Origin of the sequence: Psychrobacter sp. NG27 (assembly GCF_016106655.1) — a bacterium.
In the GTDB taxonomy this organism is placed as follows: domain Bacteria; phylum Pseudomonadota; class Gammaproteobacteria; order Pseudomonadales; family Moraxellaceae; genus Psychrobacter.
In genome coordinates, this window is record NZ_JADGIN010000001.1 from 21,371 (window position 1) to 48,305 (window position 26,935).

Sequence of the window (26,935 nt, forward strand, 5' to 3'; positions counted from 1 at the left end):
CATACGAATACTGTATAGATAAAAAATTTAAGACTAAGCAAGATTTTGATGAAAGACATTAATAAAAGGAATTAAGGAATTAATGATATGGATATAAAAACACTCAAAAGCTTTATGGCAGTAGCCAAGTACCAGAGCTTTTCGGAAGCGGCGCGTGAGCTGTATACCGTACAACCTGCTATCAGTCGTCATATTTCATCGTTAGAGACAGAATTGGGTGTTGTTCTGTTTAATCGTACTTCTCGTGAGGTAACTATCACGCCCGCTGGCGAGCAACTGCTGAAAGACGCTGCCACTATTTTGACTTTGGCAGAGCAAGCGAAGACACAAGTCAAACGAGCCCATGATGGACAAGTCGGCACACTCAATATTGCGCATCTAAGCTCGGCCTGCCTAACCTTTATGGCTAAACTGGTACGCAGTTATAAAGAAAAATTTCCGCACGTGCATGTGTCCTTGTTTGAGATGACGGTGACCGAACAGATAGAAGCGTTTAATAATGACCGTATCGACATTGGGTTTTCACGGCCATTGCCAAGCGCCATTGCCGATGACTTTATCAGCCACAGTATTTATATCGACAAGTTGGTGGCGATTGTGAACCAAAGCCATGCCTTAGCCGATCAGACAACCATTGATTTGGCGCAACTAAAAAACGATAAATTTATTATTTTTAACCGTGATGAAGCGGTTAGTCTCTTTGATGAGACCATCACACTGTGTAAGCAGGCTGGGTTTTCGCCCAATATCATTAGCCAACCCAAACACATGCAAACTTTGGTGACTGAAGTGGCTGCAAGCTTAGGGGTAGCGATTGCGCCATATTGTGTACGCAAGCTTTATAGTGAAGGGTGTCACTTTATGACGCTAAACAATGTCAGCACACACATACCCGTGCATATCCAATACAAGCAGAGCAATAACAGTGCGACGATTGCCGCTTTCGTCGCGGTTGCGTTGAGCGCGACAGATGACATACAGCAAAGCATGGCGTATTAAACCCACAAAAAAGCCCCATTTATCTGTATATCAGAGAAATGAGGCTTAATACTACTTATATATCAGCTCGTGACGGTCCGTGCACTTCTAATACTTGGATTCACGATACAACATCTTATGTACTGCTACTCTAAAGTCTTCAACATTAACCACAGATACCATACTATGCGTGCTGTACTTTAGTATGATATTTTCTTCCTCACGGAATAGCGCTTCTTGCTCAACATTGTTATAGCTAATGGCACTGCTATCTTTTATATCAAAGACTGTAGTTATGTTCTGATCATTCAGTTTCTGCGGTGGTAGCTGAATAGAACGGCTATTTTTAGTGATATTGCTCACTGTCAGACCGTTACTAGTGGTCGATACTTGGGACAGCGTGAAAGAGAGACGGTTAGACATATAAAAGGTAGACATTAGAACAACAAAGATCACACTGATGATAGTGAAAACAAGACTACGCGGTCTGATGCTTTTCGGCTCCATATACTCACTAACGTTTTCTGAGTCATTCATAGTTACGCGCCAACCCAATTCATATCATCAGCGGTAAATAACCGCATGTTTACATAATGATACCAATTATCTGTTGTTTTGCAACATAATCTGGAATGAGCGTCTAGAATAGGTTGATAGACGGTTATTTCATTGATTAAACTCAATCAAACTTTAACCATTTTAATCACTGCTCTAATCGTTGGTCTCGCGGTACAACGTGGTTTGTGATTCTTGCCTAAAATCTTCATAAGTAATAACAGCTTCTGAATTAGGTGGCGCACTGTCGGTCAGCTCTGTGCTTTCTGCTGCTGCACTACTGGCTGGCGCGTCTTGCTGATCACCATTTAAGTCAGTTGCTTGCTGTGCGGATGTAGATTTGCTGATGGCATTAGTAGCTGGGGCATCGTTAAGAGTAGGTGTTTGCTCGGGATTGGTAACTTGTTTATCTTCCGCTGTCATTTTTGACGCTATACTGCTATTTGCACTATTAGTTATATCGTCTGCTGCTGTATTATATGGTGTGGGAGTCGCTAAAACCCCAGTGAAAACCAGCACCAGTATGGTCGCTGCTATCAACAATAAACCACCCACGGCCATAACCATAAGCGGTTTTTTGCGACGTGCCGGCTTACTTGGCGACTTTATAGATGTTTGGGTACTATCAGTATTTAAATCCGCAGATACGTCTGCAGGATTTAACAAGTCATCGTAAGATTTACTCGATATCGGCATGCTCGATGATAGAGCTTCTTGCTCATCAGTATCGATAAACAACGATTTTTCTGCCTCATCATCTAGGATATGATGGTTGGATGCGGTGTCGCGCAAACTGCTATCAGCCTGATTGCTATTGACAGGCTCATCTGCCGTCGGCACCTTGGTTGGTACAGGCGTATTTTTATTGGAAAAATCAAACGTAGCGTTGGTTGTCGTGATATCTACCAGTTCTAATGTTTGTGCCTGCTGACTACTCTCTTCTTCAAACAGTTGTAGTTCCTCGGCACTCAAAGGCTCAAATGCAGCAAGTTTTTTTGCGCTCTCAAGCGCTAGCGAGTCATCGTTGTCATTACTGGAATCATCACTGTCAGCGATCTGCACTCGACTGATGAAACGCTCATAAATATCATCATTATGACGCGTACGCGCCTTTTGACTGACAATTTTTGCCAGCGCCTCTTCAAAATCAGTACTGATGTCTTTATCGTCGTCGCTCATAAAGGGATACCAAACCAGTGTATGCTACTGGTATTAAATGACTGCTAAAATGAAAATGAAGAGGTAATATTTCTTGCTAAAGTGTAACAGTATTGTGAGCTCCCAATATAGTTGCTCAACCTCTTATCTTCAAGCACAATTTGTCCGATATCGCTAATTTATGTAGGCCTCTTAGCATAACTCACTAAATAGACGTTAAAATCGACTCTATAACAATCGTACTTAGTAGATAACTAACATCGTTAGCATAGCAGGTTTAATGATATGGATTTAAAACAGCTTAATGCGTTCATCGCGGTTGCAGACTTACGCAGCTTTAGCGCAGCTGCCGCAAAGACAGGACTGTCACAACCCAGTTTGAGTCGCTTGCTAAAACAGCTAGAGACGGACATGGGCGTGGTGCTTATTGATCGCTACCACAGACCTTTGAATCTGACTGAAGCCGGTTCATTTTTCTATGACAAAATAAGCACGATACTAACAGAAATTGATACCGTGACTAGCATGACCCAGCGCTTATCTGCGCCCAGTAGCGCACTCAACATTGGGTTTGTGCCTTCAGTATTATATGGACTGCTTCCCGAAATCATCGCCACGCTTAAACAATTCAGTCCCGATATTGACGTTAATTTAAAAGACATCAGCTCATATCAGCAAATGGATGCACTCAAGTCTGGTGAGATTGACATTGGCTTTGGCCGATTTGCTCATCAAGACCCTTGGATTCAGCAAATCCTGCTACGTCATGAACGCTACGTGGTGGCATTGCCAAAATCGCACCCGCTCGCCAATGTCCGCAAGCAGCGTCTGATAGACTTGGCAAACAATCGCTTAATTTTATACCATCAAACGCATTTGCCAGTATCGTCAACTGTGACGACAGATATAGTGACCCAAGCCAGCGACCAGTTGTCTGCCAGTACAGTAAACCGTGCGACTCACGAAACATCATTGTCTAGCGAGGCCATCACCGAGCCTTTACTACACCTGTTTGCACAATACGGCATCTCACCTTTTATGACCACGACGGTGAGTGATTTGCAAGTGGCATTGGGTTTGGTTGCGGCAGGCGAAGGCATTACGCTTGTGCCTGCCAGCCTTCAAACGGTGCGTACCGAACAGATCAGTTATCAACGCTTGATTCACGAAAATGTGACCTCTCCTATCTACTTGCATACGCTTAAAGACTTCGTACATCCAAACATACCGGACTTGCTCACAGCTATCTATCATGTCTACGAACAACGAGGTATCACTTATCGGCAGCAAAATTTTGTGTCACAGGCCTAAATGGGCAGATATCTTGTGAATATTATGTTATAAAGAACCGCCAAAAATAATTGGTTTTAAATATTGATATTATTTTATAAATATGCTAACTAACAAGAATGGCAATGCAAACAAATAGTAATAATAACTAGAATAATCATTCTCCTAGACAGTATTGCTGTGGTAAAGTCGATACAATATGAATCATTTTATATTTGAGTGTATTATAAGACGGTTTTCTACTGATCATTGGCAAGCTGACACAGGTAAGTGATAATTTGCCGTTCTAAACATTTCGAGGTATTCATGACCACACAACCACTCAACAATTCACGTACCGCTGAGGATAGCGCAGGCGTACCGCAAGAAGGCTTTAGTTGGCGCATCTTTGGCCCAGGTATTTTGATGGCGACTGCTGCCATTGGTGGCTCGCATCTGATTTCATCAACACAAGCCGGTGCTATCTATGGCTGGCAGTTGGCTATTATGATTATCTTAGCCAACGTGTTTAAGTATCCATTTTTTCGATTCGCAACCGATTATGTTTATGATACTGGCGAGAGTTTGATTGCAGGCTACGCTAAACGCTCAAAGGTATATCTTTGGGTATATTTCATTCTATCTATCTTGTCAGCCGTTATTAGTACGGGTGCGGTCTCACTCATTGCCGCTGTGATCTTAGGCTTTATGCTACCCGCCTCACTTGGTCTGTCGACGATGGCGCTATCTCTCATTATCGTCGCGGTCTCTTGGTTCTTTTTGATTGCAGGGCATTATAAATTGCTCGATGGCGTGACCAAGTGGATTATGATTGCGCTTACCACAGCAACGGTAGCAGCGGTCGTTATTGCCGCTGGTAAGCCAACCGTCATGGCAGTGGATTTTGTCGCCGCCTCTCCTTGGAACTTAGCCACATTGGGATTCATCGTAGCACTGATGGGCTGGATGCCAGCACCGCTTGAGTTTGCGGCGATTACTTCTATGTGGACATCTGCTAAGGTCAAAGCCGATCACACCACCCATCGCCAAGGCTTATTAGATTTTAACGTGGGCTATGCCGTCTCAGCGATTTTGGCATTGTTCTTCTTATCGCTAGGTGTGTTTGTCCAGTACGGATCAGGACAAGAGATCGAGCTGGTCGGCGGCGCTTATATCAATCAGTTGATTAATATGTATACCGCCACCATTGGTGAATGGTCGAGACTGCTGGTCGCTTTCGTCGCCTTTATGTGTATGTTTGGCACCACGATCACCTGTGCAGATGGTTATGGCCGTGCCAATGCCGAGTGCTGGCGCTTGCTCAAAGGTCAAAGTGAAATCAACAAAAAGCAAGTCGCTTTTTGGACCACCTATGCTATCGGTGGCGGGCTAGTGATTATCACGTTCTTTACCGGACAGCTAGGCTCAATGCTTAAGTTTGCCATGATATCAGCGTTTGTCTCTGCGCCTATCTTTGGTTGGTTAAACTACTCATTGGTCACAAAGCATAAAAAACTGTCGTTCGGTATGAATGCACTGTCTATCGCAGGCTTGATATTCTTGGCAGGTTTTGCCTTATTGTTCCTGGCCAATCTTGCAGGATTATTTGCTTAACCTTTTGCTTAATATAAGACTCATCGCTTAATCATTCTATTTGAATAGAATAAAGCCCTAATAGCTCAGCTGTTAGGGCTTTTTAATGGGTGTAACTATATCAATGAGGTAATGCAGCTTTAGTAATTGTAACCAAATGTAAAAATCATAATGTTTCAAAAGCTTAGGTTTTAAGCAATATGAATACTTGTAGGGAGAAAATACCATTAAATGTATAATGCTATTTGAATTATGAATACTATTAAAAATATTAAACTAATTTATTAAATAAAATAATTTATAATTAATAACCCAAACTTTTCAAGCATGAATAATTGAGTATAATCAGCTACAACAATTAGAATATTCTCCCTCCATGTAAGGATTATCACATGACTTCATCTTCAGCTGGCGCACGCTTTCGCAGTGCCCTCATTCAAAAAAATGATAACAACCAACCATTACAGATTGCAGGCGCTATCAATGCCTACACAGCGATGATGGCGACCCAAGTTGGTCATCAAGCGTTGTACCTCTCTGGTGCTGGCGTGGCCAATGCCTCATTTGGTTTACCTGATCTCGGTATGACCAGCCTTGATAACGTCTTAGAAGATGCTCGCCGTATCACTGATGCAGTCGATACGCCATTATTGGTGGATATCGATACTGGCTTTGGTGGCGCGTTTAACATCGCCCAAACCATTAGAAAAATGGAAAAAGCAGGTGTGGCAGCGGTACATATCGAAGACCAAGTGGCGCAAAAACGTTGTGGTCATCGCCCAAATAAAGAAATCGTTAGCATCTCAGAGATGGTTGATCGTCTAAAAGCCGCATTGGATGCCAAGACTGACCCTGACTTTGTGGTGATGGCACGTACAGATGCATTGTCTGTAGAAGGCTTGGACGCTGCTGTCGAGCGCGCCGTTGCCTTCCAAGAAGCGGGCGCAGATATGATTTTTGCAGAAGCGTTAACCGATATCGAGATGTATCGTAAGTTCACCGATGTACTCGACATTCCAGTACTGGCAAACATGACAGAGTTTGGTCAGACCGATCTATACACCACTGACCAGTTGTATAGTGTGGGTGTCGAGATGGTGCTATATCCACTATCAGCCTTCCGCGCGATGAACAAAGCGGCATTGAATGTATATCAGCATTTATTAGATGATGGCACGCAAGACAAAGTGGTCGATACCATGCAGACCCGTATGGATCTCTACGATTTCTTAAACTATCACGAGTTTGAGCAAACGCTAGACAAGCTATTTGCTAATAATAAATAGTCAATCATTAGTCATTGGCAACGCCGAAAAGATAAATCACCTTTGAATGCTTTATCTTTTCGAAATCCGTCTTCACTTACCTTTAGGTTATTTATGCCATTTTTTACGTCTAATACTGTTGTTAAAACGTCACTACTTAGCAGTGCGCTTGCTGCGCTGTTATTCATGACGGGCTGTGATAAAACACCAGAAACCGCCGACGATACGACCAGTGCTGCAAGCACTGTTGAAGCTGATGCTACCAAAGAGGCTCCTGCACCTGCCACTCAAGTTGATTTGGTCATGACGACGATTACGCTAGATACTGTCAACAGCCTACTTTTTGCACCGGTTATCAATAGCGGTGCACTCAGTGCAGAGCAAGTCAGCTGCCTCGAATCACGCGACAAAGACTTGGGTAAAGCCGAAGTCGATAGCTTCTATAAAAGTCAGTTTACCGATGCAGAGTTAAAAGAGCTAGATGGCTTTTATACGTCAGAGGTAGGGAAAAAACTGATTACGTTTGGCAATGAGCAACTGCGCGTCATGAATGGTGAAGAAATTGCAACACCAATGGCTGACCCTACCCCAGAAGAAATGACTGAGATTCAGACATTCATGGAGTCACCACTGGGTGTCAAATATATGAAGATCAATAATGCAGAAGGCGAAGGCAGCGCGATGGAAGTCTTGAATGGCCCTATCGAAGCTGAGTTCGAGCGCTGTAAGGTCGATTTAGATGGGCCGCAGCCTGAACAGCCTGCGTAACGCTCAACTGGCGCTATAGTCAGTCATTAACTGATAAATTTATTATTAGAAACACCGTTTTCACCCAAAAAAGCTACCCACAAAAGGAATGTAAACATGGCAGCACAGAAAGAACTTTCAGGCGCAGGTCTACGTGGTCAAGTCGCTGGCAAGACCGCACTCTCTACCGTTGGCAAATCAGGCTCTGGTCTGACCTATCGCGGTTATGATGTATCAGAGCTGGCAGATAAATGTATTTTTGAAGAAGTAGCGTATTTGCTGCTATACGGCAACTTGCCTACTCAAAGCGAGCTTGATGCTTATCAAGCTAAGCTCAAAAGCCTTCGCGGCCTACCACAAGCGTTAAAAGATGTGCTTGAACGCATTCCAGCCGACGCGCATCCAATGGACGTGCTACGTACAGGTTGCTCTATGCTCGGTAACCTTGAGACCGAAACTGATTTTGCTCAGCAAAACGATCAAACCGACCGTATGTTGGCCACATTCCCATCGATCATCAACTACTGGTACCGCTTTACTCATGACAATGTGCGTATCGAGACCGATACAGATGACGCTACCATTGGCGGTCACTTCTTGCATCTGCTTAAAGGCAAAAAGCCAAACGAGCTACACGAAAAAGTCATGAACGTCTCGCTTATCTTGTACGCAGAGCATGAGTTTAACGCATCGACCTTTACCGCGCGTGTCTGTGCGTCTACTTTGTCTGATATTCATTCTTGTATCACTGGCGCAATCGGTTCACTACGCGGCCCATTACATGGCGGAGCGAATGAAGCGGCGATGGATATGATTGAAGGCTTTAGCTCACCTGATGAAGCCGAAGAAGAAATGATGGGTATGCTGGCTCGTAAAGACAAAATCATGGGCTTTGGTCATGCAATCTATAGCGAGTCAGACCCGCGTAACGTCGTGATTAAAGGCTGGGCTGAGAAGCTAGCTGCTGACGTTGGTGATGAAGTGCTATATCCAGTATCAGTACGCTGTGAAGAGGTCATGTGGCGCGAGAAGAAACTGTTCTGTAATGCTGATTTCTTCCATGCATCAGCCTATCACTTTATGGGTATTCCAACCAAGCTATTCACACCAATCTTTGTCTGTTCACGTTTGACAGGTTGGGCCGCTCATGTGTTTGAGCAACGTGCTAACAACCGTATTATTCGCCCAAGTGCAGAGTACACTGGTGAAGAATTACGTCCAGTACCAGATATGAGTGCGCGTTAAGTTGATTTCTTTTAAGTAGCTATTGTTACGTACTTACTATCAGCTAGCGGCAGTGCTAGCTGATACAGGTATGATGATTGAGCCTTGCTATTTTTTTAGGTTTAATCGTCATACGCTATCTTTTTTATAGACCACGCCCTTTTAATTTTCGATATCGCTTCTTTAGCAAAGCCTATGATAACGAACGATGATTTTGCTAAAGGAATGACTTTTTACCCAATATCAACGCTTAACTACTTATTATAATTAGCCAACAGCCAAAGGTGACTTATGGACAACGCCCTAGTACAACCAATGAACGAACAATTCAAAAAGCCACTTCCCGGTACTGATCTTTATTACTTTGACACCCGCGAGGCTGTCGAGAGTATCGAAGCAGGCGCTTATGACAAGCTACCATTTTGCTCAAAAGTATTGTGTGAAAACCTAGTACGCCGTTGCCCACCAGAAGAGTTAACCGATGCGCTAAAGCAGCATATTGAAGGCAAGCAAGATCTAGACTTTCCTTGGTACCCTGCCCGCGTCGTTTGTCATGATATCTTGGGTCAGACGGCCTTTGTTGATTTGGCAGGTTTGCGTGATGCCATCGCTGAGCAAGGCGGCGACCCGTCTAAAGTAAACCCTATCGTACCAACTCAGCTTATCGTTGACCATTCATTGGCCGTTGAGCACGCAGGCTTTGAAGAAAACGCTTTTGAGAAAAACCGCGCGATTGAAGAACGCCGTAACGATGACCGTTTTCACTTTATCAACTGGTGTCAGTACGCTTTTGATAATGTAAACGTCGTACCGCCTGGTAACGGCATCATGCATCAGATCAACCTAGAAAAAATGTCGCCTGTCGTACAGGTCGTGCACAATAAAGCGTGTGAAGAAGTCGCATTTGCTGACACTTTAGTTGGTACCGACAGCCACACACCTATGGTCGATGCACTAGGCGTTATCTCAATTGGCGTCGGCGGGCTTGAGGCCGAAAGTGTGATGCTGGGTAACCCATCATATATGCGCCTGCCTGATTACGTTGGCGTAAAATTAACGGGCAAACTGCAAAAAGGCATTACCGGTACGGATCTCGTACTTGCGATGACCGAGTTTTTACGCGATGCAGGTGTGGTCTCTACCTATATCGAATTCTTTGGTGAAGGCGCACGTCAGTTAAGTGTCGGTGATCGTGCTTCTATCTCCAATATGACGCCTGAATATGGTGCCACTGCCGCGATGTTCTATATCGATGAGCAAACCACTGACTATCTACGTCTGACGGGGCGCTCTGAGGAACAGATTAAATTGGTTGAGCAATACGCCAAGCAAACGGGCCTATGGGCTGACGGCATGGAAAAAGCCGAATACGCACGCGTCCTTGAGTTTGATTTGTCATCAGTCGTACGGAATATGGCAGGCCCATCGCGTCCACATGCCCGTGTATCGACCACTGATTTAGTTGCCAAAGGTATCGCCCACGCTCCTGATGAAAAGCTACCAGAACCAAAAGATGGCATGATGCCAGATGGTGCCGTTATTATCGCGGCGATCACCAGTTGTACCAATACCTCAAACCCACGCAACATGGTTGCTGCAGGCCTCGTCGCCCGTAACGCCAATGCAAAAGGCTTATTACGTAAACCTTGGGTAAAATCATCATTAGCACCCGGCTCAAAAACGGTCAAAATGTATTTAGAAGAAGCTGGGTTGATGCCTGAGCTACAAGAGATCGGCTTTGACGTTGTTGGTTTTGCTTGTACCACTTGTAATGGTATGAGTGGCGCGCTAGACCCTGATATCGAAAAAGAAATCATTGATAATGATTTGTTCACCACGGCAGTGCTATCTGGTAACCGTAACTTTGACGGTCGTATCCATCCGTATGCCAAGCAAGCATTCTTGGCATCGCCGCCACTGGTTATCGCTTACGCTATCGCTGGTAACATTCGCTTTGATATCGAAAAAGACTCATTGGGTAAAGATCAGAACGGCAATGATGTTTATCTAAAAGACATTTGGTTTGATGATAATGAGGTTGACGCCATTGTAGCCAAAGCAGTTAAGCCTGAGCAATTCAATGCCGTATATATCCCAATGTTTGACGAAGCCAAAAAAGACACAGGTAAAGCGTTAAGCCCACTATATGACTGGCGTGAAATGACGACCTATATTCGCCGCCCACCGTATTGGGAAGGTAAAATGGCAGCGATGAACAAACTAAAAGGTATGCGTCCATTAGCAGTATTGGGTGACAACATCACCACTGACCATATGTCACCGTCGAATGCTATTCTTGGTGCATCGGCAGCTGGCGAGTATTTGGACACTATGGGTCTGCCTGCTGAGGACTATAACTCATACGCTACCCATCGCGGTGACCATTTAACCGCGCAACGTGCCACCTTTGCCAATCCTAAACTATTGAACGAGATGGTACTCGACGACAGCGGTGAAATCATCCAAGGATCACTGGCGCGCGTCGAGCCAGAAGGTCAAGTCATGCGTATGTGGGAAGCGATTGAAACCTACATGAACCGTGAGCAGCCGCTTATCATCATCGCAGGCGATGGCTATGGTCAAGGCTCGAGCCGTGACTGGGCTGCCAAAGGCGTCCGTCTCGCTGGCGTGGAAGCCGTCGTTGCTGAAGACTTTGAACGTATTCATCGTCAAAACTTAGTCGGTATGGGTGCCCTACCTCTACAGTTCGAAGAAGGCACTACTCGCCATACGCTAAATATTAGTGGTTCAGAAACTTTTGATGTAACGGGCGAAGTCTCTGCTGGTGGGTTGATGACTCTAGTGATTCATCGTACTGATGGCACTACTACTGAAACACCTATTATCTGCCGCTTAGACACTGCTGATGAAGTAAAAATGTACAACGCAGGCGGTATGCTACAACGCTTTGCTAAAGAGTTTATCGAAGGTACGCTCGATATTGTCTAAGGTTATCCTGTAGTTTTTAGTGTAATAAGCAGCAAAGTATAAAAGTCGCCGATGTTGTATAACTTTATACGACATCGGCTTTTATTTGCTAATGTTAAAGCTTGGTTCAAAACATGGTTTGCACGCTATACATTGAGTTTACTTAACCAATAGCGTAATATGTACGATATATTGTACAAGTTTATAAAATACATCATGAAAGGAGTAAGCCATGAGAGTTGTTAGTTTTTCAGAAGCCAGAAAGCACCTAAAGTCCGTCCTAGATACGGTAAACGATGATGCCAACGCCACTATCGTGACCCGCCGTGACGCTGATGATGCAGTCGTTATGTCGCTAGATTATTACAATAGCCTGATGGAAACCGTCTATCTATTAAAATCTCCTGCCAATGCGGCGCATTTAGCGGACTCTATTGCCCAATATAAAGCTGGCAAGACTGTTACGCGTGAGCTAATTGATACGGCAGAAAATAATAATATCAACGCTGAGAATGCTTGAACTCAAAGGCTTTAATCAATCCAAAGGGTCTAACAATGAGTGAGCAACTAGCATGGACAGATGCTGCGTGGAAAGACTATCTTTACTGGCAAACCCAAGATAAGAAGACACTCAAACGTATTAACAAACTCATCACCGAATGTAAGCGTAATCCATTTGAAGGTATTGGCAAACCTGAACCCCTAAAAGAAAACCTATCTGGATTTTGGTCAAGACGCATCGATGACGCCAATCGATTGGTATATGCCGTCGATGATAATTATCTGACGATTATCTCTTGTCGGTATCATTATTAACGAGCGTTTTTAATCGTACATGTTTACTTGCTGATGGCACCATATCCAACCTTATAACAATATAAAAAGGACTTAATACAGTGGCCCAAACCAATACTAAATCAAAACCCTATTTTTCTCCGCAAATATCCGTTCCTGCTACCTATATGCGCGGTGGTACCTCAAAAGGTACGTTCTTTAAATTATCTGATTTACCTGAGCGTTGCCAAGTCGCTGGCAAGTCACGTGATAACTTCCTATTACGGGTCATCGGCAGCCCAGATCCTTACGGCAAGCAAATCGATGGCTTAGGCAATGGTAGCTCTAGTACGTCAAAAACGGTTATTTTATCAGCCTCTGACAGACCAGACCATGATGTGAATTATCTGTTTGGACAAGTCAATATCGCTAAGCCAATGATTGACTGGGCGGGTAACTGTGGCAACTTAACCGCCGCCGTTGGTGCCTGTGCCATTAATATGGGTTTGGTCAATGCCGACAAAATTGCTAATAGTATCGACGACAATACTGAAAGCGGTATTTGTGAAGTACGCATTTGGCAAGAAAATATCGGTAAAACGATTATTGCCCATGTTCCCGTCTATAAAGACGCAAATGATAAAGTACAAGTTCAAGAGACGGGCGATTTTGAATTAGACGGTGTAACCTTCCCAGCGGCTGAAGTCAAAATTGAGTTTATCGATCCTGTTGATGCCACAAGCGACATGTTCCCTACTGGTAACTTGGTCGATGACTTCGATGTAACTGGCTGCGGGTTAAATACCGATAGCGTCCAAGCCTCCTTCATTAGCGCAGGCATCCCCACCATCTTTATGAAAGCAGAAGATTTGGGCTTTACGGGTACTGAATTACAAGGCGACATCAATAGCGATGGTGAGCTACTTGCCAAGCTTGAGAAAATACGTGCCAAAGGCGGCGTTGCGATGGGATTATTTAAAGACGTGAGCGAGGCACAGACCAGCCAACACATTCCTAAAATCGCTTGGGTAGATGCAGCACAGAGCTATACAGCCTCTAGTGGCAAATCGGTCGATGCAGACGAGATTGATTTGGTCGTACGTGCCATGAGTATGGGTCAATTGCATCATGCCATGATGGGCACAGCAGCAGTCGCTATTGCCGCCGCAGCAACCACACAAGGCACACTCGTCAATCAAGCAGCAGGCGATGGCGAGCTGACAGAGGTGCGTTTTGGCCATCCATCAGGTACATTACTCGTAGGCGGAAAAACCGAACTGGTCGATGGGCGTTGGCAAGCCAAAAAAGTGTCGATGAGCCGCTCAGCAAGGCGTATCATGGTGGGTGAAGTTTTTGTGCCAGCGGATGCGTTTTAAGCGTAGTCATGGCGTATTTTAATTTACGATAGAGTTTTATGCCAACATCTCCCCAGCCACGCCGTGTGCAATTAGACAAAAAACCTCCCGTCGAGAAAAAAGAACGACGGGCGCTGCTGTGGGATATTCTAAAAAAACTGGCGGTATTTGCTAAACCTTATCGCGTACTTATCATTGCTACCTTAGTGCTGACCGCCCTAGGATCCTTTACCGCTCAGGTCAATGCGTTTGTGCTGCGTTATACCGTCGATACCTTGACCGAAATTGCCACGCTTGCCGATCCATGGCAAGCGGGTTTACGTATGCTAGGGATTATCAGTGCGGTCCTCCTGACCAAAGAGATACTGTCGATATTCATCTCTTTTGGTCAGCGTTTTTTTGGCGAAAAGATTCGTATCAACTTATCTCGCGACCTGTCCCAAAAAATCATTGAACGCATCCTTACCTATCGCATGGCGTTTTATACCAGCAGTGAGAACGACAGTGGCAAGCTGCAAACACGCATTGATTATGGGGTCAGCAGTCTTACCAGCCTAGTGCAGAACTTCTTTATCGACATGCTGCCGTTATTTGCCAACGCAATCGTGGCGCTTATTATCATGTTTTCGACCAATTTTTGGGTTGGCATGGTCGGTCTTATTATCATACCTATTTACTTTTTTATCAGCCAAAAGCAAGCACGCCGCCTGCAAGGTTTTCGTCGGCAGATGCGGGGGTTTCGAGAAGCCAAAAGCGGTTTGGTTATCTCTTTGATTAATTCGATCAGTGTGGTTAAATCCTTTGTCCGTGAATCCATTGAGGCTGAAAAGCACTTAGCCATTCAAAAGGAAATGACCGACAATCAACTGCGCATTCGCAGTATTGGTTTTGTTTATGATGCCATCAAAACCTTTGTTGAGCAGATTGGTGTGGTGGTTATCATTCTTCTCACCGCTTATTTTGTGCTACAAGGCGAGATGACCATTGGTATGATTTTGTTTCATGTCATGCTGTTTCAGAATGTCGCCGCTCCTATCCGTCAATTGCATCGCATCTATGATCAAATCAATAATGCGCTGACCTATGCCGAAGGTTTTTTTGATATTTTAGAAGATGACAAGCAAGTCGAAAACATCGATGGCATCAGTAGCGAAAACCTAAAAGGCCATATCGAGCTTAAAAATGTCTATTTTACCTACCCGAATGGCACGCAAGCGCTAAAAAACGTCAGCTTTACTATCAAACCCAACCGTATCACTGCACTGGTTGGTCTCTCTGGTGCTGGCAAAAGCACCATCATCAATCTATTGGTTAAATTCTATGCGCCAGATGCTGGCACGATCTGCCTAGATGGGCATGATTTGGCTGACTGTGATACCCACGAGTTGCGTCAGCGCATCGGGTTGGTACTACAGAGCAATCATATTTTCTCAGGTACCATCAGTGAAAATATCCGCTATGGTGATATGAATGCCAGCGAAGATGACATCATCGTGGCGGCAAAAAAAGCCTCTATCCACGAGCAAGTCCTGTCTCTACCAGATGGTTACGAGAGTACCGCCAAATCCCTATCAGGCGGTCAGCAGCAGCGTATCGCGCTGGCAAGGATGTTTTTAAAAGACCCGCCAATTGTATTTTTGGATGAGCCGACAGCCAGTCTAGACGCCATCGCCAGTCAGCAGGTCAAAAAGAGCCTAGATCTGATTAAAAAAGACCGTACCGTCATTATGGTCTCGCACAATATTGCCCAAATCATTGATGCGGATGATCTCGTGGTGATAGAAAATGGCGAAGTCGTCGAGACAGGTACCCACGAGGCACTTTATGCTCAGCGCGGCAAATATTTTGAAATATTTAGCGCCATGTCTGATAGCCTAAACTTAGACAAAATCAGCCAGACCCTAAACGGTTAGTAATGGTTAATGTGTGCCCAAATCGTTATAATGCCTCTATTTTACCGCCTATCGCCAGAAGCTAGACTATTATGAATTGTGAATTTTCTCTAAAAACCTTTGACGAGCTGACCTCAGTTGATCTTTACCATATCTTAAAAGCACGCTCGCAAGTGTTCGTCGTCGAACAAAACTGTGCTTATCAAGATATGGATGAAGTCGATTTCGATTGCTTACACTTGATCGCTCATCAAAACGCAGCGTTGGTGGGTTATTGTCGTATCGTCCCGCCTGAATTTAATAAGCTGAAATCCAACCTATCGGTTGCTGATCCTACGATTAAAACCAATCATACTACTATGCCTGCCATCGGTAGAGTGCTGGTCCTGTCAGAGCACAGAGGTGATGGCCTAGCACGGCAGATGATGACTCAGGCCATTGCACACTGCCGAAAAAACTATGGTAAGAAGCGACCGATTATTATCTCGGCACAGGCTTACTTGCTTAGCTTTTATGAGTCTTTGGGTTTTGTACCTGAAGGCGAACATTATCTCGAGGACAATATCGAGCATGTGAAGATGGTGCTATACGTTGCTAAGAAAAACAAAATCAAAAAAGAGAGCACGGATACTGCGTCAACCACAAACAAAGTTTTAAGCTCTCTGCTCTTTATCTTAGCAGCAATGTTTATTCTAGGCTTGCTATATTTAATGATCTAGACAGCTTGTAAGGTCTTAATTCTTAACATAATTCAAATTGGTTATTCCATATTGAGTATGCTACTTTTAAATGTCGATTCCTTTAAAAGGATGGCTGAGACAATCAGTCAAGGAAGTAGCACACTCAGGATGAGGTAACAACCATGTCAAATATAACCAATGTAGACACAGCCAATTTAAATATTAACGATGCGACGGTAGAGAGCAACGTCCGTCCAGAATATGACGATGAAATTCAAAAAATCGCCGATTACGTTCTCAACTATTCAATAGACGAGCAGTCCCCAAACCCTACTGATGCGTGGAATACTGCGCGCCACTGTCTAATGGACACGATTGGCTGTGGCTTACTTGCGCTGCGCTTCCCTGAGTGTACCAAGCACTTAGGGCCTGACTGCCCCGATCAAATAACGCCGCATGGCGCTCGCGTCCCTGGCACATCCTATAGGCTAGACCCCATCAAAGCCGCTTTTGACATCGGCTGTATGGTGCGCTGGCTTGACTATAACGATACGTGGCTTGCTGCCGAATGGGGCCATCCTTCTGATAATTTGGGTGGTATCTTGGCGGTCGCGGACTATATCAGTCAGAAAAATATCAGCCAAGGACAAGCACCACTGACTATTAGAGCAGTGCTTGAAGCCATGATCATGGCGCATGAGATTCAAGGAGTACTGGCACTCGAAAACTCATTCAACCGTGTGGGGCTTGATCATGTGTTTTTGGTCAAGTTAGCATCAACCGCCGTCGTTGCAAAACTTTATCAGCTACCACGTGAGCGCATCATGGCAGCGATTTCACAAGCCATCGTCGATGGTCAGGCACTGCGCACCTATCGGCATGCACCCAATGCTGGCAGCCGAAAATCATGGGCAGCAGGTGATGCAACCAGTCGTGCGGTACGTCTGGTCGATATAACGGCGCGTGGTGAAATGGGTATTCCTGGCGCATTAACCGCACCGCAGTGGGGATTCTATGATGTGCTATTCAGCCATACCAATAAGGATCTAGCGACCAAGCCTGAAGGCGATCGTCGCTTTAAATTCCAACGGGATTTTGGTAGTTACGTGATGGAAAATATCTTATTTAAAATAAGCTTTCCTGCTGAATTTCATGCGCAGACTGCTTGTGAAGCCGCGGTGATTCTGCACCCACACATCGAAGATAGAATCGACGATATCGAGAGAATTGTCCTAACCACACATGACTCAGCGATTCGCATCATCTCAAAAGAAGGCGCGCTTGCCAATCCCGCCGATCGTGACCACTGCTTGCAGTATATGGTGGCTGTCCCACTATTGACAGGTGATCTAATGGCAGAGAACTACGAGGATGACTATCACGAACAGCATTTGTCAATCGATGAGCTGCGCAGCAAGATGGTCGTAGAAGAAAACGCACAGTATTCAAAAGATTACCATGACCCAAGTAAGCGTTCTATTGCTAACGCCATTCAAGTATTTTTTAACGATGGCACCAGTACAGAAAAAGTAGCTGTTGAATATCCTATTGGCCATAAACGCCGCCGCGCCGAAGGCATCCCTGTACTGGAAGCAAAGTTCCGCGCCAGTTTGGCCACGCGCTTTATCGAAAGTCGTTGTCAGCAGATCGTTGATCTGTGTGATGATCAACAAAAACTAGAGCAGACGCCTGTTAATGAGTTTATGTCGCTGTTTGAAGCGTATTAGATTTATGGCTCACTAGTACGCTAGCGTCAGTTTAACGACTACCAAGGTATCGACTCTCCAGCCCAATCGACAAAACTGCCTGATTGGGCTACCGTCATCCCTGAGAGCACTTCCAATAAGCACTCCGCGCTATAGGCTGGCGAGAACAGATGTCCTTCAGCGACATTGCCTTGAAACGGTGCAGACAACTGAGTATTCACGGTGCCTGGTTGCATAACGACCACGCATACATCTTTAAGTGATCTGCTCCATTCGATACTTAAGTTTTTCATCCCCATATTAAGAGCCGCCTTACTCATTCTATAGCTATACCAGCCGCCTAGCTGATTGTCAGTGATGCTACCGACGCGGGCTGATACGGTCGCAAAAATAGCAGGATGATTGGCGCTGCGATTAGCCTTGGCGAGCAACGGTTTGATGTGTTTGGCTATTAGCAAACTTGCTAGGGCATTGATTTGCATATTTTTTAAAAAGAACTCTGTGTCCATCTGTCGCAAGGCCTTTTCTGGCTGCGCTGTCTCTGTATGTAATAGTCCTACACAGTTGATTACCCAATCTACATGACCGACCGTCTGCTTAATAGTGTTGGCAGCTTGTTCGATACTATCCTCATCACTGACATTCATTGGCAGCCAATGTAGGTTTTCTGCTTCAATGTTTGGCTCATTGCGATGATAAGTAGCAAATACTTGTGTGCGATGGCTTTGATTAGATGGCCTATCCGCTGTCTGTTGTACCAGCTGCTGCACCATGGCCTGACCAATGCCGCCTGTTCCACCGATAATAAGATAGGTTTTATTATTCATTTCGTTATTCATATGCGACCTTCCTTTTTTTGATAGGTTTCTTTGATATATTTTTTGACACGATTTAGCGTTATTTATTCATTTTGTCTGATTTTATGAGGGTTTACTATGAGAGAAATAATACAAGTCATCCTCATTCTATATACGCTACAATAATCTATAACGATTAAAGTGCCTGTTTTTGAATTGCTATTTCTTATATTGACGCCTTCATACGGATATTATTGCATTATGCTATTACCCCAAGATCAACTGACCGAGCTGGTACGAGCCTTAGAGACCGATCAGCACGTCTTTGCCACTGACCCGTTATTAATCACGGAAAAGCTACAGGGCGAGGACGGTATGCCTATCCAAAAGCTGCATCGACGGGCGTCACGTATAGACAGCAACGGGGCGCTTGCACGTGTACTGGGTAAGATTGACGGCCGTATAAAGGGCATCATGATCGTTATGAGCGTGGTGTGGTGTATCTCAGGGTTTTTGGGGTTATTCACGCTATTGCAGTCTAATGTTGTGAATTTCTTTTATGTGTTGGTCTGTCTACTTGGTTTTCATACCATTATGCTTGGTGGCTGGCTTGTCATGACCCTTGTCAATCGAGATCAGCAATCACCCAGTTGGTTTGCGAGCTTTGTCAGTACAAGTTATCTCATACGTGGTAAGGACGATGTGACCAAGGCTGCCGTCGATCTGTATGAACGCCAGTTGCAGCACAGCGGTATGCGCTGGTATTTGGGACGGTTTAGCCATCAGTTATGGCTTGCGACATTGACCGGTATGCTACTTGCGATTATATTTTTGCTGGTTGTACGTCAGTATAGCTTTAGCTGGGAGTCAACCTTACTCTCTGATCAAGCGCTTGTGAGCTTGACTCAGGTATTAGGCTGGCTACCTAGTATGGTGGGATTTGGTGTGCCAGATAGTACAGCGATCGCACAGAGTAGGCTTGTCACCGAAGCGATGCCGCTGTCTGTTGCAAGGCAATGGGCAGGGTTACTAGTTGGTAGCTTGCTAATGTACGGCATTGTACCTCGAGCGATAGCATGGGCGTTCTGTGCATTGATGTTCCGCCGCAAAAAAATGCGTTTGGATATCAAACAGCCGTATTATCAAAAAATCCTAAACTTTTGGCAGCGGCACGTGGTTGATGCTGATGACTTTACTGAGGCACCAACACCTATCGCACCAAAGGCGACGGTCAGTGCGGGCAAGAAATTAGTTGCTCTGCTTGAATACCCTGCAGATCAGGATAAATGGTGGCAGTCAGGGCTTGATGGCAGTCATCATGGTTTTGAACAATCAAGCGAGGTTGAGAATTTTGGTATCGTTGATGACCGTGATGATATGGCACGGCTCAAAAATTACTTAGATGCGCATCCTGTACAGGTCTTGCTTGGCATTCATAGCAAAGCGCTACCTGATCGCGGCACGCTACGTAAACTCGATCAAATCGCTGCTCACGCCAAAGATGGGCTTATCGTACAGCTGATTGGTAATAACAGCGTTTCTACGAGATTAACTGACGCACGTACCGATGATGAGCCATCAGACAAACAAGCGGTTCGTTATCAGCAGTGGCAAACGGCGCTCTCTGCACGAAAGATTGGCTTGGTTGAGATAGATACTTAACACATTCTAATTTTTAATCTGTTACTCATATCTTAACTTATCATTATGACTAGCATGATATACAATAAATAAATATTATAGGTCTTAATAGCTGTGACGTCATATTAAGATGACAAGGATGTTTTATAGTGGCTAGGAGCCCAAGATGGCAGCAGACAATTCCCTTATAACCTTAGGTCAGTATGGTCAACTATTGGATGGTTATAGAGAGGCATTAAACCAAAGTATCTTAACGGCTGCGCCAGAGTCATGGCAGCCAATGCTGGCGAGCATTCTACCTGCGTATTGGCAAGAGTGGATGCTACCGCTGGCTGGCGGTCCATTTTTCTTATTATTTTTAGCAGAATGGTTCTATCAGTCCAAGCGCGGCAATAGTAAAAGCTTTAGTTGGCGTCGTGCGATGACCAATTTTAGCTTAGGTGGCTCTTATCTAGGGTTTGAATTGATTGCCCAAGCGCTTATCGTCATACCTATCTGCTTATGGTTATATCAATATCGCCTATTTACTATTGAGGTGACATGGATTACCGCCATCCCTATATTCGTCGCGGTTGAGTTTAGCTATTACTGGTTCCATCGTGCGTCACACCGTATGAATTGGTTTTGGTCAGCGCATGTCGTGCACCATTCAGATGACCATATGAATCTATCCACTGCCATGCGTCAAAGCCTGTTATATTCTGTGACGGGTTGGTGGTTATTCTTTGTTCCACTGATGATGTTGGGCGTACATCCTGTGTGGGTATTCTTCTTTTATGCGTTAGATTTGATTTATCAGTTCTTTATCCATACCGAAACCGTGGGGAAATTTCCAAAATGGGTTGAGTATGTTTTCGATACCCCATCCAATCACCGTGCCCATCATGGCACCAATAACGAATACATTGATCAAAATTACGGCGGTGTTCTCATTATTTTTGATCGCTGGTTTGGCACTTATGTAGAAGAAGATACTATCAACAACCCAGTCAAATATGGAGCCGTTGGTGAAGCCAGCCATGACAATATCATTAGCCTAATATTTAGTGTCTTTTACCGTATGTGGCAGCGGTTCTTTCGTGCCAAAGGGCTTAAGAAAAAGCTGAAGGTACTGCTGTGTCCACCTAGTGCTGTCTAATATAGTCAATTCTCTATAAATTGGATACGGTGTCAGTCTCGCTTAGCCTACTACTTGTAGTGCTTTCACTCGTCTTCCTTGTATTTAAAGTATATTGAACCGACTAGAGTATGATTATAAATGCGTAGATTACGATTTATGATATGGACAATACGCATTCATAACCGATACCCAATCAGATTTGTTTTACAATAAATGGCTATTGTGTATTTTGACCATCAATAATATAAGACGCTACTATGAATAACAATAATAATCAGAATGGTAAGCCTGCAGGTCTCTTTGCGGACAAGGCCTATGAGCCAACCCCTGATGTCTCAAATCATGCTTCAGACAACACCTCAAAATCCACAGTAGCTCAGTCAATAGTTACTCAAGATAACCAACCTGTATCGACAAGAGAGTTATCAGCAACGACAGCACCAGTGGCAAAGGTAACAAAGAAAACCATCGCCAGTGGTGAACCGCTCAAATTGGCCGTCGTTGGTCATACCAATACGGGTAAAACCTCTATATTGCGCACGTTATTGCGAGACGTATATTTTGGTGAAGTCAAAAACGAAGCGGCAACCACACGTCACGTCGAGCAAGCACAGCTGACAGACAGTCGCACTGGTGAGGTACTGGTAGCACTATACGATACACCTGGTTTGGAAGATGCTTCAGGGCTTATGGATTGGCTAGAGGACAATACTGCCAGTCGCCGTGATGGTATTGAACGCTTGCAGCAGTTTTTGGCGGCGGATATTGCTCAAGGTTCAGACAGCTATGACTTGCCCTATGATTATAGTCAAGAAGCCAAAGTAATTCGCCAGCTGCTGGCAAGCGATATGGCCATATACGTGGTAGATGCTCGTGAGCCTGTATTGGGTAAATATAAAGATGAGCTAGCGATTTTGTCTTGGGCTGCGATTCCTGTGATGCCTGTTTTTAATTTTACAGACAGTCAGAATGCCAATATCGATGACTGGCAGACGATGCTAGCAAGACGCAACCTGCATATCTCAACGCGTTTCGATTCGGTCGCGTTTGAGTTTGAGGATGAGATGCGCCTATGGAAAAACCTAGCCACCATGCTCACCCACTCTGAGATGCTTGAGCAGCTGATGCAACGACGGACTGAGGATTGGGCGCAGCTCTATGATGAAGCCAATATAATCATTGCTGATTTTTTATTAAATGTTGCTTCCTTTGTACGCGAGATCAATGATGACGACGACCCGATGCCTGTATTAGAACAAATGCAAGAAGCGGTCAGACAAAGTGAGCGTGCGATGCAGCACAACTTACTTAACCTCTATAAGTTCTATGATAATGCGGTCTCGGCAACACCGCTTGAGCTACAAGCCTATCAACAAGACCCATTCGACCCTGAACTACTCAAAAGTTATGGCATCCGTACGACGTCTGGAGCCGCTGCTGGTGCGCTTCTAGGACTAGGTATCGATGCGGCAGCACTAGGCACTACATTAGGATTGGGCGCCGCAATAGGTGGTATCGCAGGCGGATTACTATCAAACACCAGCAGTATTGCAGATAGGATTACTGGGGTAAAACGCTTGTATATTGATCCTGCGACGTTAACATTGCTAGCCACGCGAGCATTAGACCTGCTAACTGCCCTTCGTCATCGTGGTCATGCTGCCACGGACGCCACTCAGTTATTGTATAAAGGCGAGAAAAATAGCCTTGAAGCGTCAGGAGGTGATAATAATCCCGATGAAGACAATAATCCAATTACTGTATGGCCGGCTCATAAATTACCAAGTGAGCTCAAAAAAGCCCGAGGCAAACCGCAATGGTCGTCGCTGAGCAGCGGTAAGTCTGAACAAGCACAATTACTACGCACAGACATGGCATGGTCACTGTCAGGTAAGTTACAGTCGTACAAGCGTGATTCATGATTATTTAATGCTATATTCCTAAATCACGGCCTGACTACTCATTAGTAATTAATAACCAGGCTGTGTATTTACTGTATCTAACAGTGCACTCAATGCCTCTGTACCACGTACATCTGTTTGCTGTAGATAAATTGGATATAGCGGGTACTTGGTAAAGCCTTGCTCGATATCTTGCATGAGTTGCTGCTGCCTATCTGCCCGACGCTGCCAAAAATCATCCGACTGCGTGGGAGTTATCAGCTGATTGATGACAATTGCTGCTGGCGTGAGCTTACTGTCTTCTAACTGCTCGATAGCTCGTTTGGTCTCAGCCAATGGTAAGACATCAGCGGTCATAACCAATACGATCGCTGTTTGTGTACGGTCATGCAGCAATAATCCTGCTTGACGAAACAACTGCTTGCGCTTTTCTAGTATTGATACGGCTTGCTCCCAGCGATCGGATTTCTTTGCGGCAAATGGATTTGCCACATCGTTTTTGAGGCTGTCTGTTTGATCGCCTTTTTGATTATGACTGTCCAAATGCGTCGCTACCGAGCGCAGTTTGGCTTGCCTTCGCTGCTGTGCAAGCAGCCCATCCGTCCATGCACCCATCATCTCAGGCAGTATTAGCAATCGCAAGGTATGCCCTGTCGGTGCAGTGTCAAAAATAACATGTTCATAACCAGCCTCTGCGGCCTCGACTAAGTGGTGGCACATAGACTCGAGCATCGCGGCCTCTTGGGCACCAGGTGCTGATTTAGATAATCGCAGATGCTCACGAATTTTGGGCATCATATCTGGATTGGCGTAGGATTTAATCGTGCGTTCAACTTGGGCAAAATGCTCATCAACGATGACATCGGGATTCAGTTCAATGGCATCGAGATAAGGTGATATCGTGGTTTTCTCGTTCTTTAGACGCGTATTGAGTACATCGCCCAAGCTATGTGCTGGATCAGTTGAAACAATCAAAGTTTTTTGCTGCTGGCTTGCATAGTAGCTCGCTAGTGCAGCAGCAGTGGTGGTTTTCCCCACGCCTCCCTTCCCTCCGATAAATATAATCGGCTGTGTCGCCAGCTGCTCTACCAAGCCATGTAAAGGGTGTAATGCCATGTTGTTATCTCGTATTTTGTCTCATTGTGCAATCAGTGTTTAGCTTATTTTTATCACTGCTATTATTAGCAGCAACCAACGTGATCAAAGGGGCATCTATCCATACCCATACGCGTGTGCCATTCGTGGAAGTTTTCTAAAAACAATGGCTGTAGCTCTAGTGTATAAAAGCTGGCTGGGTTATCAATGCCCAAGCTCTCAGCAAACATGAGCAACATAAAAAAATCTTCTTCATCACGGGCAGCACGTGCCATCGTCTGTCGATAAGGCGCATGGTAGAACTCATTCAATCCAGCCACAAACCGTTGCCACCATGGTTGGGTATTTTCTAGCTCGTTTGGGGTGCTTTCGTCGTCCATAATGACCTCTTATTTTATTTAATACTGATAATCCATCATGCCTATCCGATACAAAAAACGCCAGCAATTGCTGCTAGCGTTTTTGATTCTGTGCAATATATGAACTTCACTAGCGTTTAGGTATCGTCCTTGATGTTGCCGTTACCTCTGTGTAGCGACCATTCTTTGCGTAGCACCGAGAGACTCTCAAATGTCACTAAAATCGTGGCCACCAAGATGATGATGTCCATAATGATAAGTAGCCAATTACCATCTGTGAAGAAGGTTTTGAGCTGAATCAGTAGTGCAAATACGGTCATAACCAACAAGAATGACAATGGTGCCAAGGTATACCAAACAGGCTTACCTTTACGCAACAGAATAACGGTGACAATCATCAGAGTCAACGCTGCCATCAACTGGTTGGTTGTACCGAATAGTGGCCAGATAATCATACCACCAGCACCATCGATACCACCGGCACCAAATGCCAATAGCAAACAGCTCCCGACTGCTAGTAACGTTGCGACGACACTTTTACTCAGTACAGGCAATTTATAAATCTCACCAAATTCTTGGAAGATATAACGTTGCAAACGTACGCCAGTATCCATCGTCGTACCAGCGAATAGCGCAGCCATTACCGTAAGCATGGTTTGTGATAGCACCATATCGATACCAACACCAGCATTCAAGATGGTCGCGCCGCCATCGATGAAAGCACCGATAGAACCGTCACCAAATTTTTGATAAACCGCTTGCCAATCACCAAGCGTAGCAAAACCTGCCGTTGCCGCCAAAATTGCACCGAGTGCGAGCATACCTTCACCCAACGCACCAAAGTAACCAACGAAACGAACGTCTTCTTCTTTATCAATCTGCTTGGATGTCGTACCAGTTGCCACTAAACCGTGGAACCCTGAAATCGCGCCACAAGCAATGGTGACAAACAATAGCGGCATCAGTGAAGGCGTGCCGATTGGTAATGCCGTGTTGATTGCTGGGGCGACAATGGTTGGTGTCGCAATAAAAATAGCTGCGTACAGCAGAATCAAACCGACAAACAGCTGCAAACCGTTGATATAGTCGCGTGGTTGAAGCAGCATCCAGACAGGCAGTAATGAGGCGACCGCTGCATAAGCAAACAAGATAAGAATCCAGACAGCGTTATCAGGTAAACCCATGATGGTTTCAGGCAACACAATCGGGAACATAGGTCCAAGATAGATAAGTCCGTATAAGGCACCAACACCGATAATGGATACCCAAACCAAGTTCATTTTGTAGCGATAAATACACTGACCAATGATAAAGGCAACAACCAACGCACCCCAAACTGGTAATACCGCAGATGGGGTTTTAATCATCATATTAGCAATAGCAACACCAAATACAGCATTCACCATTAGCAACAATAAGAAAATAACGACCATCATCAAGCTACGGACACGGGTGCCCATGACATTACCAGCGATAGAACCAATCGACTGGCCTCTATTGCGCATACTTGCCCAAATGGCCGACATATCGTGTACACCAGCCATGAAAATAGTGCCAAATACCACCCAAATGATGGCAGGCACCCAGCCCCAAATCACAGCAATAGCAGGACCAATGATCGGTGCAGCGCCAGCGACTGAGGTAAAATGATGACCCCATAATACATATTTGTTGGTGGGCACATAATCCACCCCATCTTTCATTGTATGTGCAGGCGTTGGACGACTGTTGTCCAATGCCAAAATCTTAGTGGCAATAAATTTTGAGTAAAACAAGTAGCCGCAAAACATAGCAGCTACAGCGAATACCAATACAATAGCACTATTCATCTTATCTCTCCCTAGACAAGTAGTCGATAGCCTTATAAGTTCAAGCTTTTTGAATCAAAATATGAAAAA

At 44.8% G+C, this 26,935-nt stretch carries 22 protein-coding genes; 16 read left to right on the plus strand and 6 right to left on the minus strand.

The window, feature by feature from the left end; all coding sequences use genetic code 11:
* The first annotated feature begins 87 nt into the window (after positions 1 to 87).
* Positions 88 to 999 carry a LysR family transcriptional regulator gene (locus IP485_RS00095; protein ID WP_198325469.1) on the plus strand — a complete coding sequence of 304 codons (912 nt, stop codon included), beginning with the start codon at positions 88 to 90 and terminating at the stop codon, positions 997 to 999.
* 87 nt (positions 1,000 to 1,086) lie between these two features.
* On the opposite strand, the gene IP485_RS00100 is transcribed toward IP485_RS00095, so the two are convergent.
* Together IP485_RS00100 and IP485_RS00105 are read right to left on the minus strand one after the other, a co-directional pair.
* Complete coding sequence (locus tag IP485_RS00100; RefSeq protein ID WP_198325470.1) at positions 1,087 to 1,515, minus strand: hypothetical protein; 429 nt, start codon at positions 1,513 to 1,515, stop codon at positions 1,087 to 1,089.
* A 174-nt stretch (positions 1,516 to 1,689) separates the two neighbouring features.
* Entirely contained in the window at positions 1,690 to 2,712 is a 1,023-nt protein-coding gene (locus tag IP485_RS00105; protein ID WP_198325471.1) for a hypothetical protein, read from the minus strand.
* A 264-nt stretch (positions 2,713 to 2,976) separates the two neighbouring features.
* Between IP485_RS00105 and IP485_RS00110 the strand changes: the two genes are divergently transcribed.
* The 12 genes from IP485_RS00110 (at position 2,977) to IP485_RS00165 (ending at position 18,145) form a co-directional block, all read left to right on the plus strand.
* Complete coding sequence (locus IP485_RS00110; RefSeq protein ID WP_198325472.1) at positions 2,977 to 4,002, plus strand: LysR family transcriptional regulator; 1,026 nt, start codon at positions 2,977 to 2,979, stop codon at positions 4,000 to 4,002.
* A gap of 285 nt (positions 4,003 to 4,287) precedes the next feature.
* Positions 4,288 to 5,574, plus strand: coding sequence for an NRAMP family divalent metal transporter (locus IP485_RS00115; RefSeq protein ID WP_198325473.1), 1,287 nt, complete (start codon positions 4,288 to 4,290; stop codon positions 5,572 to 5,574).
* Between the two features lie 371 nt (positions 5,575 to 5,945).
* The gene (gene prpB / locus IP485_RS00120; protein WP_198325474.1) at positions 5,946 to 6,839 is read left to right on the plus strand and encodes a methylisocitrate lyase; all 894 of its coding nucleotides are present in this window, start codon (positions 5,946 to 5,948) and stop codon (positions 6,837 to 6,839) included.
* A 93-nt stretch (positions 6,840 to 6,932) separates the two neighbouring features.
* Positions 6,933 to 7,586, plus strand: coding sequence for a DUF2059 domain-containing protein (locus tag IP485_RS00125; RefSeq protein WP_198325475.1), 654 nt, complete (start codon positions 6,933 to 6,935; stop codon positions 7,584 to 7,586).
* Positions 7,587 to 7,682: 96 nt separating this feature from the next.
* The gene (prpC, locus tag IP485_RS00130) at positions 7,683 to 8,810 is read left to right on the plus strand and encodes a 2-methylcitrate synthase (RefSeq protein ID WP_198325476.1); all 1,128 of its coding nucleotides are present in this window, start codon (positions 7,683 to 7,685) and stop codon (positions 8,808 to 8,810) included.
* A gap of 294 nt (positions 8,811 to 9,104) precedes the next feature.
* A complete protein-coding gene (gene acnD, locus IP485_RS00135; RefSeq protein ID WP_198325978.1) occupies positions 9,105 to 11,738 on the plus strand; it encodes a Fe/S-dependent 2-methylisocitrate dehydratase AcnD in 2,634 nt (877 codons plus the stop codon).
* A 211-nt stretch (positions 11,739 to 11,949) separates the two neighbouring features.
* Entirely contained in the window at positions 11,950 to 12,237 is a 288-nt protein-coding gene (locus tag IP485_RS00140) for a type II toxin-antitoxin system Phd/YefM family antitoxin (RefSeq protein ID WP_198325477.1), read from the plus strand.
* Positions 12,238 to 12,272: 35 nt separating this feature from the next.
* Positions 12,273 to 12,533 carry a Txe/YoeB family addiction module toxin gene (locus IP485_RS00145; protein ID WP_037025847.1) on the plus strand — a complete coding sequence of 87 codons (261 nt, stop codon included), beginning with the start codon at positions 12,273 to 12,275 and terminating at the stop codon, positions 12,531 to 12,533.
* A gap of 80 nt (positions 12,534 to 12,613) precedes the next feature.
* Positions 12,614 to 13,867 carry a 2-methylaconitate cis-trans isomerase PrpF gene (gene prpF, locus IP485_RS00150; protein ID WP_198325478.1) on the plus strand — a complete coding sequence of 418 codons (1,254 nt, stop codon included), beginning with the start codon at positions 12,614 to 12,616 and terminating at the stop codon, positions 13,865 to 13,867.
* 38 nt (positions 13,868 to 13,905) lie between these two features.
* Positions 13,906 to 15,759: an ABC transporter ATP-binding protein gene (locus tag IP485_RS00155; RefSeq protein WP_227686347.1), complete on the plus strand. Its 1,854-nt coding sequence runs from the start codon at positions 13,906 to 13,908 to the stop codon at positions 15,757 to 15,759.
* Positions 15,760 to 15,830: 71 nt separating this feature from the next.
* Complete coding sequence (locus IP485_RS00160) at positions 15,831 to 16,457, plus strand: GNAT family N-acetyltransferase (protein WP_194364446.1); 627 nt, start codon at positions 15,831 to 15,833, stop codon at positions 16,455 to 16,457.
* A gap of 143 nt (positions 16,458 to 16,600) precedes the next feature.
* On the plus strand, positions 16,601 to 18,145 hold the full coding sequence (locus IP485_RS00165) for a bifunctional 2-methylcitrate dehydratase/aconitate hydratase (protein ID WP_198325479.1): 1,545 nt from the start codon (positions 16,601 to 16,603) through the stop codon (positions 18,143 to 18,145).
* A 38-nt stretch (positions 18,146 to 18,183) separates the two neighbouring features.
* Here the strand turns inward: IP485_RS00165 and IP485_RS00170 are convergent, their stop codons facing one another.
* Positions 18,184 to 18,963 (minus strand): SDR family oxidoreductase, encoded by a 780-nt coding sequence (locus IP485_RS00170; protein WP_265090924.1) that lies wholly within the window; start codon positions 18,961 to 18,963, stop codon positions 18,184 to 18,186.
* Between the two features lie 219 nt (positions 18,964 to 19,182).
* Between IP485_RS00170 and IP485_RS00175 the strand changes: the two genes are divergently transcribed.
* The 3 genes from IP485_RS00175 (at position 19,183) to IP485_RS00185 (ending at position 23,604) form a co-directional block, all read left to right on the plus strand.
* A complete protein-coding gene (locus IP485_RS00175) occupies positions 19,183 to 20,583 on the plus strand; it encodes a DUF2868 domain-containing protein (RefSeq protein ID WP_198325480.1) in 1,401 nt (466 codons plus the stop codon).
* Positions 20,584 to 20,728: 145 nt separating this feature from the next.
* Entirely contained in the window at positions 20,729 to 21,700 is a 972-nt protein-coding gene (locus tag IP485_RS00180; RefSeq protein ID WP_198325481.1) for a sterol desaturase family protein, read from the plus strand.
* Positions 21,701 to 21,939: 239 nt separating this feature from the next.
* Positions 21,940 to 23,604 carry a DUF3482 domain-containing protein gene (locus IP485_RS00185; RefSeq protein WP_198325482.1) on the plus strand — a complete coding sequence of 555 codons (1,665 nt, stop codon included), beginning with the start codon at positions 21,940 to 21,942 and terminating at the stop codon, positions 23,602 to 23,604.
* 48 nt (positions 23,605 to 23,652) lie between these two features.
* Here IP485_RS00185 and IP485_RS00190 read toward each other — a convergent pair whose 3' ends face one another.
* From IP485_RS00190 to IP485_RS00200, 3 genes are all read right to left on the minus strand, one after another.
* Complete coding sequence (locus IP485_RS00190) at positions 23,653 to 24,699, minus strand: ArsA family ATPase (RefSeq protein WP_198325483.1); 1,047 nt, start codon at positions 24,697 to 24,699, stop codon at positions 23,653 to 23,655.
* Between the two features lie 65 nt (positions 24,700 to 24,764).
* The gene (locus tag IP485_RS00195; protein ID WP_194364452.1) at positions 24,765 to 25,058 is read right to left on the minus strand and encodes a cory-CC-star protein; all 294 of its coding nucleotides are present in this window, start codon (positions 25,056 to 25,058) and stop codon (positions 24,765 to 24,767) included.
* Between the two features lie 116 nt (positions 25,059 to 25,174).
* The gene (locus IP485_RS00200) at positions 25,175 to 26,866 is read right to left on the minus strand and encodes a carbon starvation protein A (protein ID WP_194364453.1); all 1,692 of its coding nucleotides are present in this window, start codon (positions 26,864 to 26,866) and stop codon (positions 25,175 to 25,177) included.
* Positions 26,867 to 26,935: the final 69 nt, after the last annotated feature.

Excerpts from the sequence above, each read along its gene's own strand:
- IP485_RS00110 (WP_198325472.1), top strand. The coding sequence starts at position 2,977 with ATGGATTTAAAACAGCTTAATGCGTTCATCGCGGTTGCAGACTTACGC.
- IP485_RS00140 (WP_198325477.1), top strand. The coding sequence starts at position 11,950 with ATGAGAGTTGTTAGTTTTTCAGAAGCCAGAAAGCACCTAAAGTCCGTC.
- IP485_RS00200 (WP_194364453.1), bottom strand. The coding sequence starts at position 26,866 with ATGAATAGTGCTATTGTATTGGTATTCGCTGTAGCTGCTATGTTTTGC.
- IP485_RS00170 (WP_265090924.1), bottom strand. The coding sequence starts at position 18,963 with ATGAATAACGAAATGAATAATAAAACCTATCTTATTATCGGTGGAACA.
- acnD (WP_198325978.1), top strand. The coding sequence starts at position 9,105 with ATGAACGAACAATTCAAAAAGCCACTTCCCGGTACTGATCTTTATTAC.
- IP485_RS00190 (WP_198325483.1), bottom strand. The coding sequence starts at position 24,699 with ATGGCATTACACCCTTTACATGGCTTGGTAGAGCAGCTGGCGACACAG.
- IP485_RS00095 (WP_198325469.1), top strand. The coding sequence starts at position 88 with ATGGATATAAAAACACTCAAAAGCTTTATGGCAGTAGCCAAGTACCAG.
- IP485_RS00145 (WP_037025847.1), top strand. The coding sequence starts at position 12,273 with ATGAGTGAGCAACTAGCATGGACAGATGCTGCGTGGAAAGACTATCTT.
- IP485_RS00160 (WP_194364446.1), top strand. The coding sequence starts at position 15,831 with ATGAATTGTGAATTTTCTCTAAAAACCTTTGACGAGCTGACCTCAGTT.
- IP485_RS00185 (WP_198325482.1), top strand. The coding sequence starts at position 21,940 with ATGAATAACAATAATAATCAGAATGGTAAGCCTGCAGGTCTCTTTGCG.
- prpC (WP_198325476.1), top strand. The coding sequence starts at position 7,683 with ATGGCAGCACAGAAAGAACTTTCAGGCGCAGGTCTACGTGGTCAAGTC.
- IP485_RS00105 (WP_198325471.1), bottom strand. The coding sequence starts at position 2,712 with ATGAGCGACGACGATAAAGACATCAGTACTGATTTTGAAGAGGCGCTG.
- IP485_RS00195 (WP_194364452.1), bottom strand. The coding sequence starts at position 25,058 with ATGGACGACGAAAGCACCCCAAACGAGCTAGAAAATACCCAACCATGG.
- IP485_RS00180 (WP_198325481.1), top strand. The coding sequence starts at position 20,729 with ATGGCAGCAGACAATTCCCTTATAACCTTAGGTCAGTATGGTCAACTA.
- IP485_RS00155 (WP_227686347.1), top strand. The coding sequence starts at position 13,906 with ATGCCAACATCTCCCCAGCCACGCCGTGTGCAATTAGACAAAAAACCT.
- IP485_RS00125 (WP_198325475.1), top strand. The coding sequence starts at position 6,933 with ATGCCATTTTTTACGTCTAATACTGTTGTTAAAACGTCACTACTTAGC.
- IP485_RS00100 (WP_198325470.1), bottom strand. The coding sequence starts at position 1,515 with ATGAATGACTCAGAAAACGTTAGTGAGTATATGGAGCCGAAAAGCATC.
- IP485_RS00115 (WP_198325473.1), top strand. The coding sequence starts at position 4,288 with ATGACCACACAACCACTCAACAATTCACGTACCGCTGAGGATAGCGCA.
- IP485_RS00165 (WP_198325479.1), top strand. The coding sequence starts at position 16,601 with ATGTCAAATATAACCAATGTAGACACAGCCAATTTAAATATTAACGAT.
- IP485_RS00175 (WP_198325480.1), top strand. The coding sequence starts at position 19,183 with ATGCTATTACCCCAAGATCAACTGACCGAGCTGGTACGAGCCTTAGAG.
- prpB (WP_198325474.1), top strand. The coding sequence starts at position 5,946 with ATGACTTCATCTTCAGCTGGCGCACGCTTTCGCAGTGCCCTCATTCAA.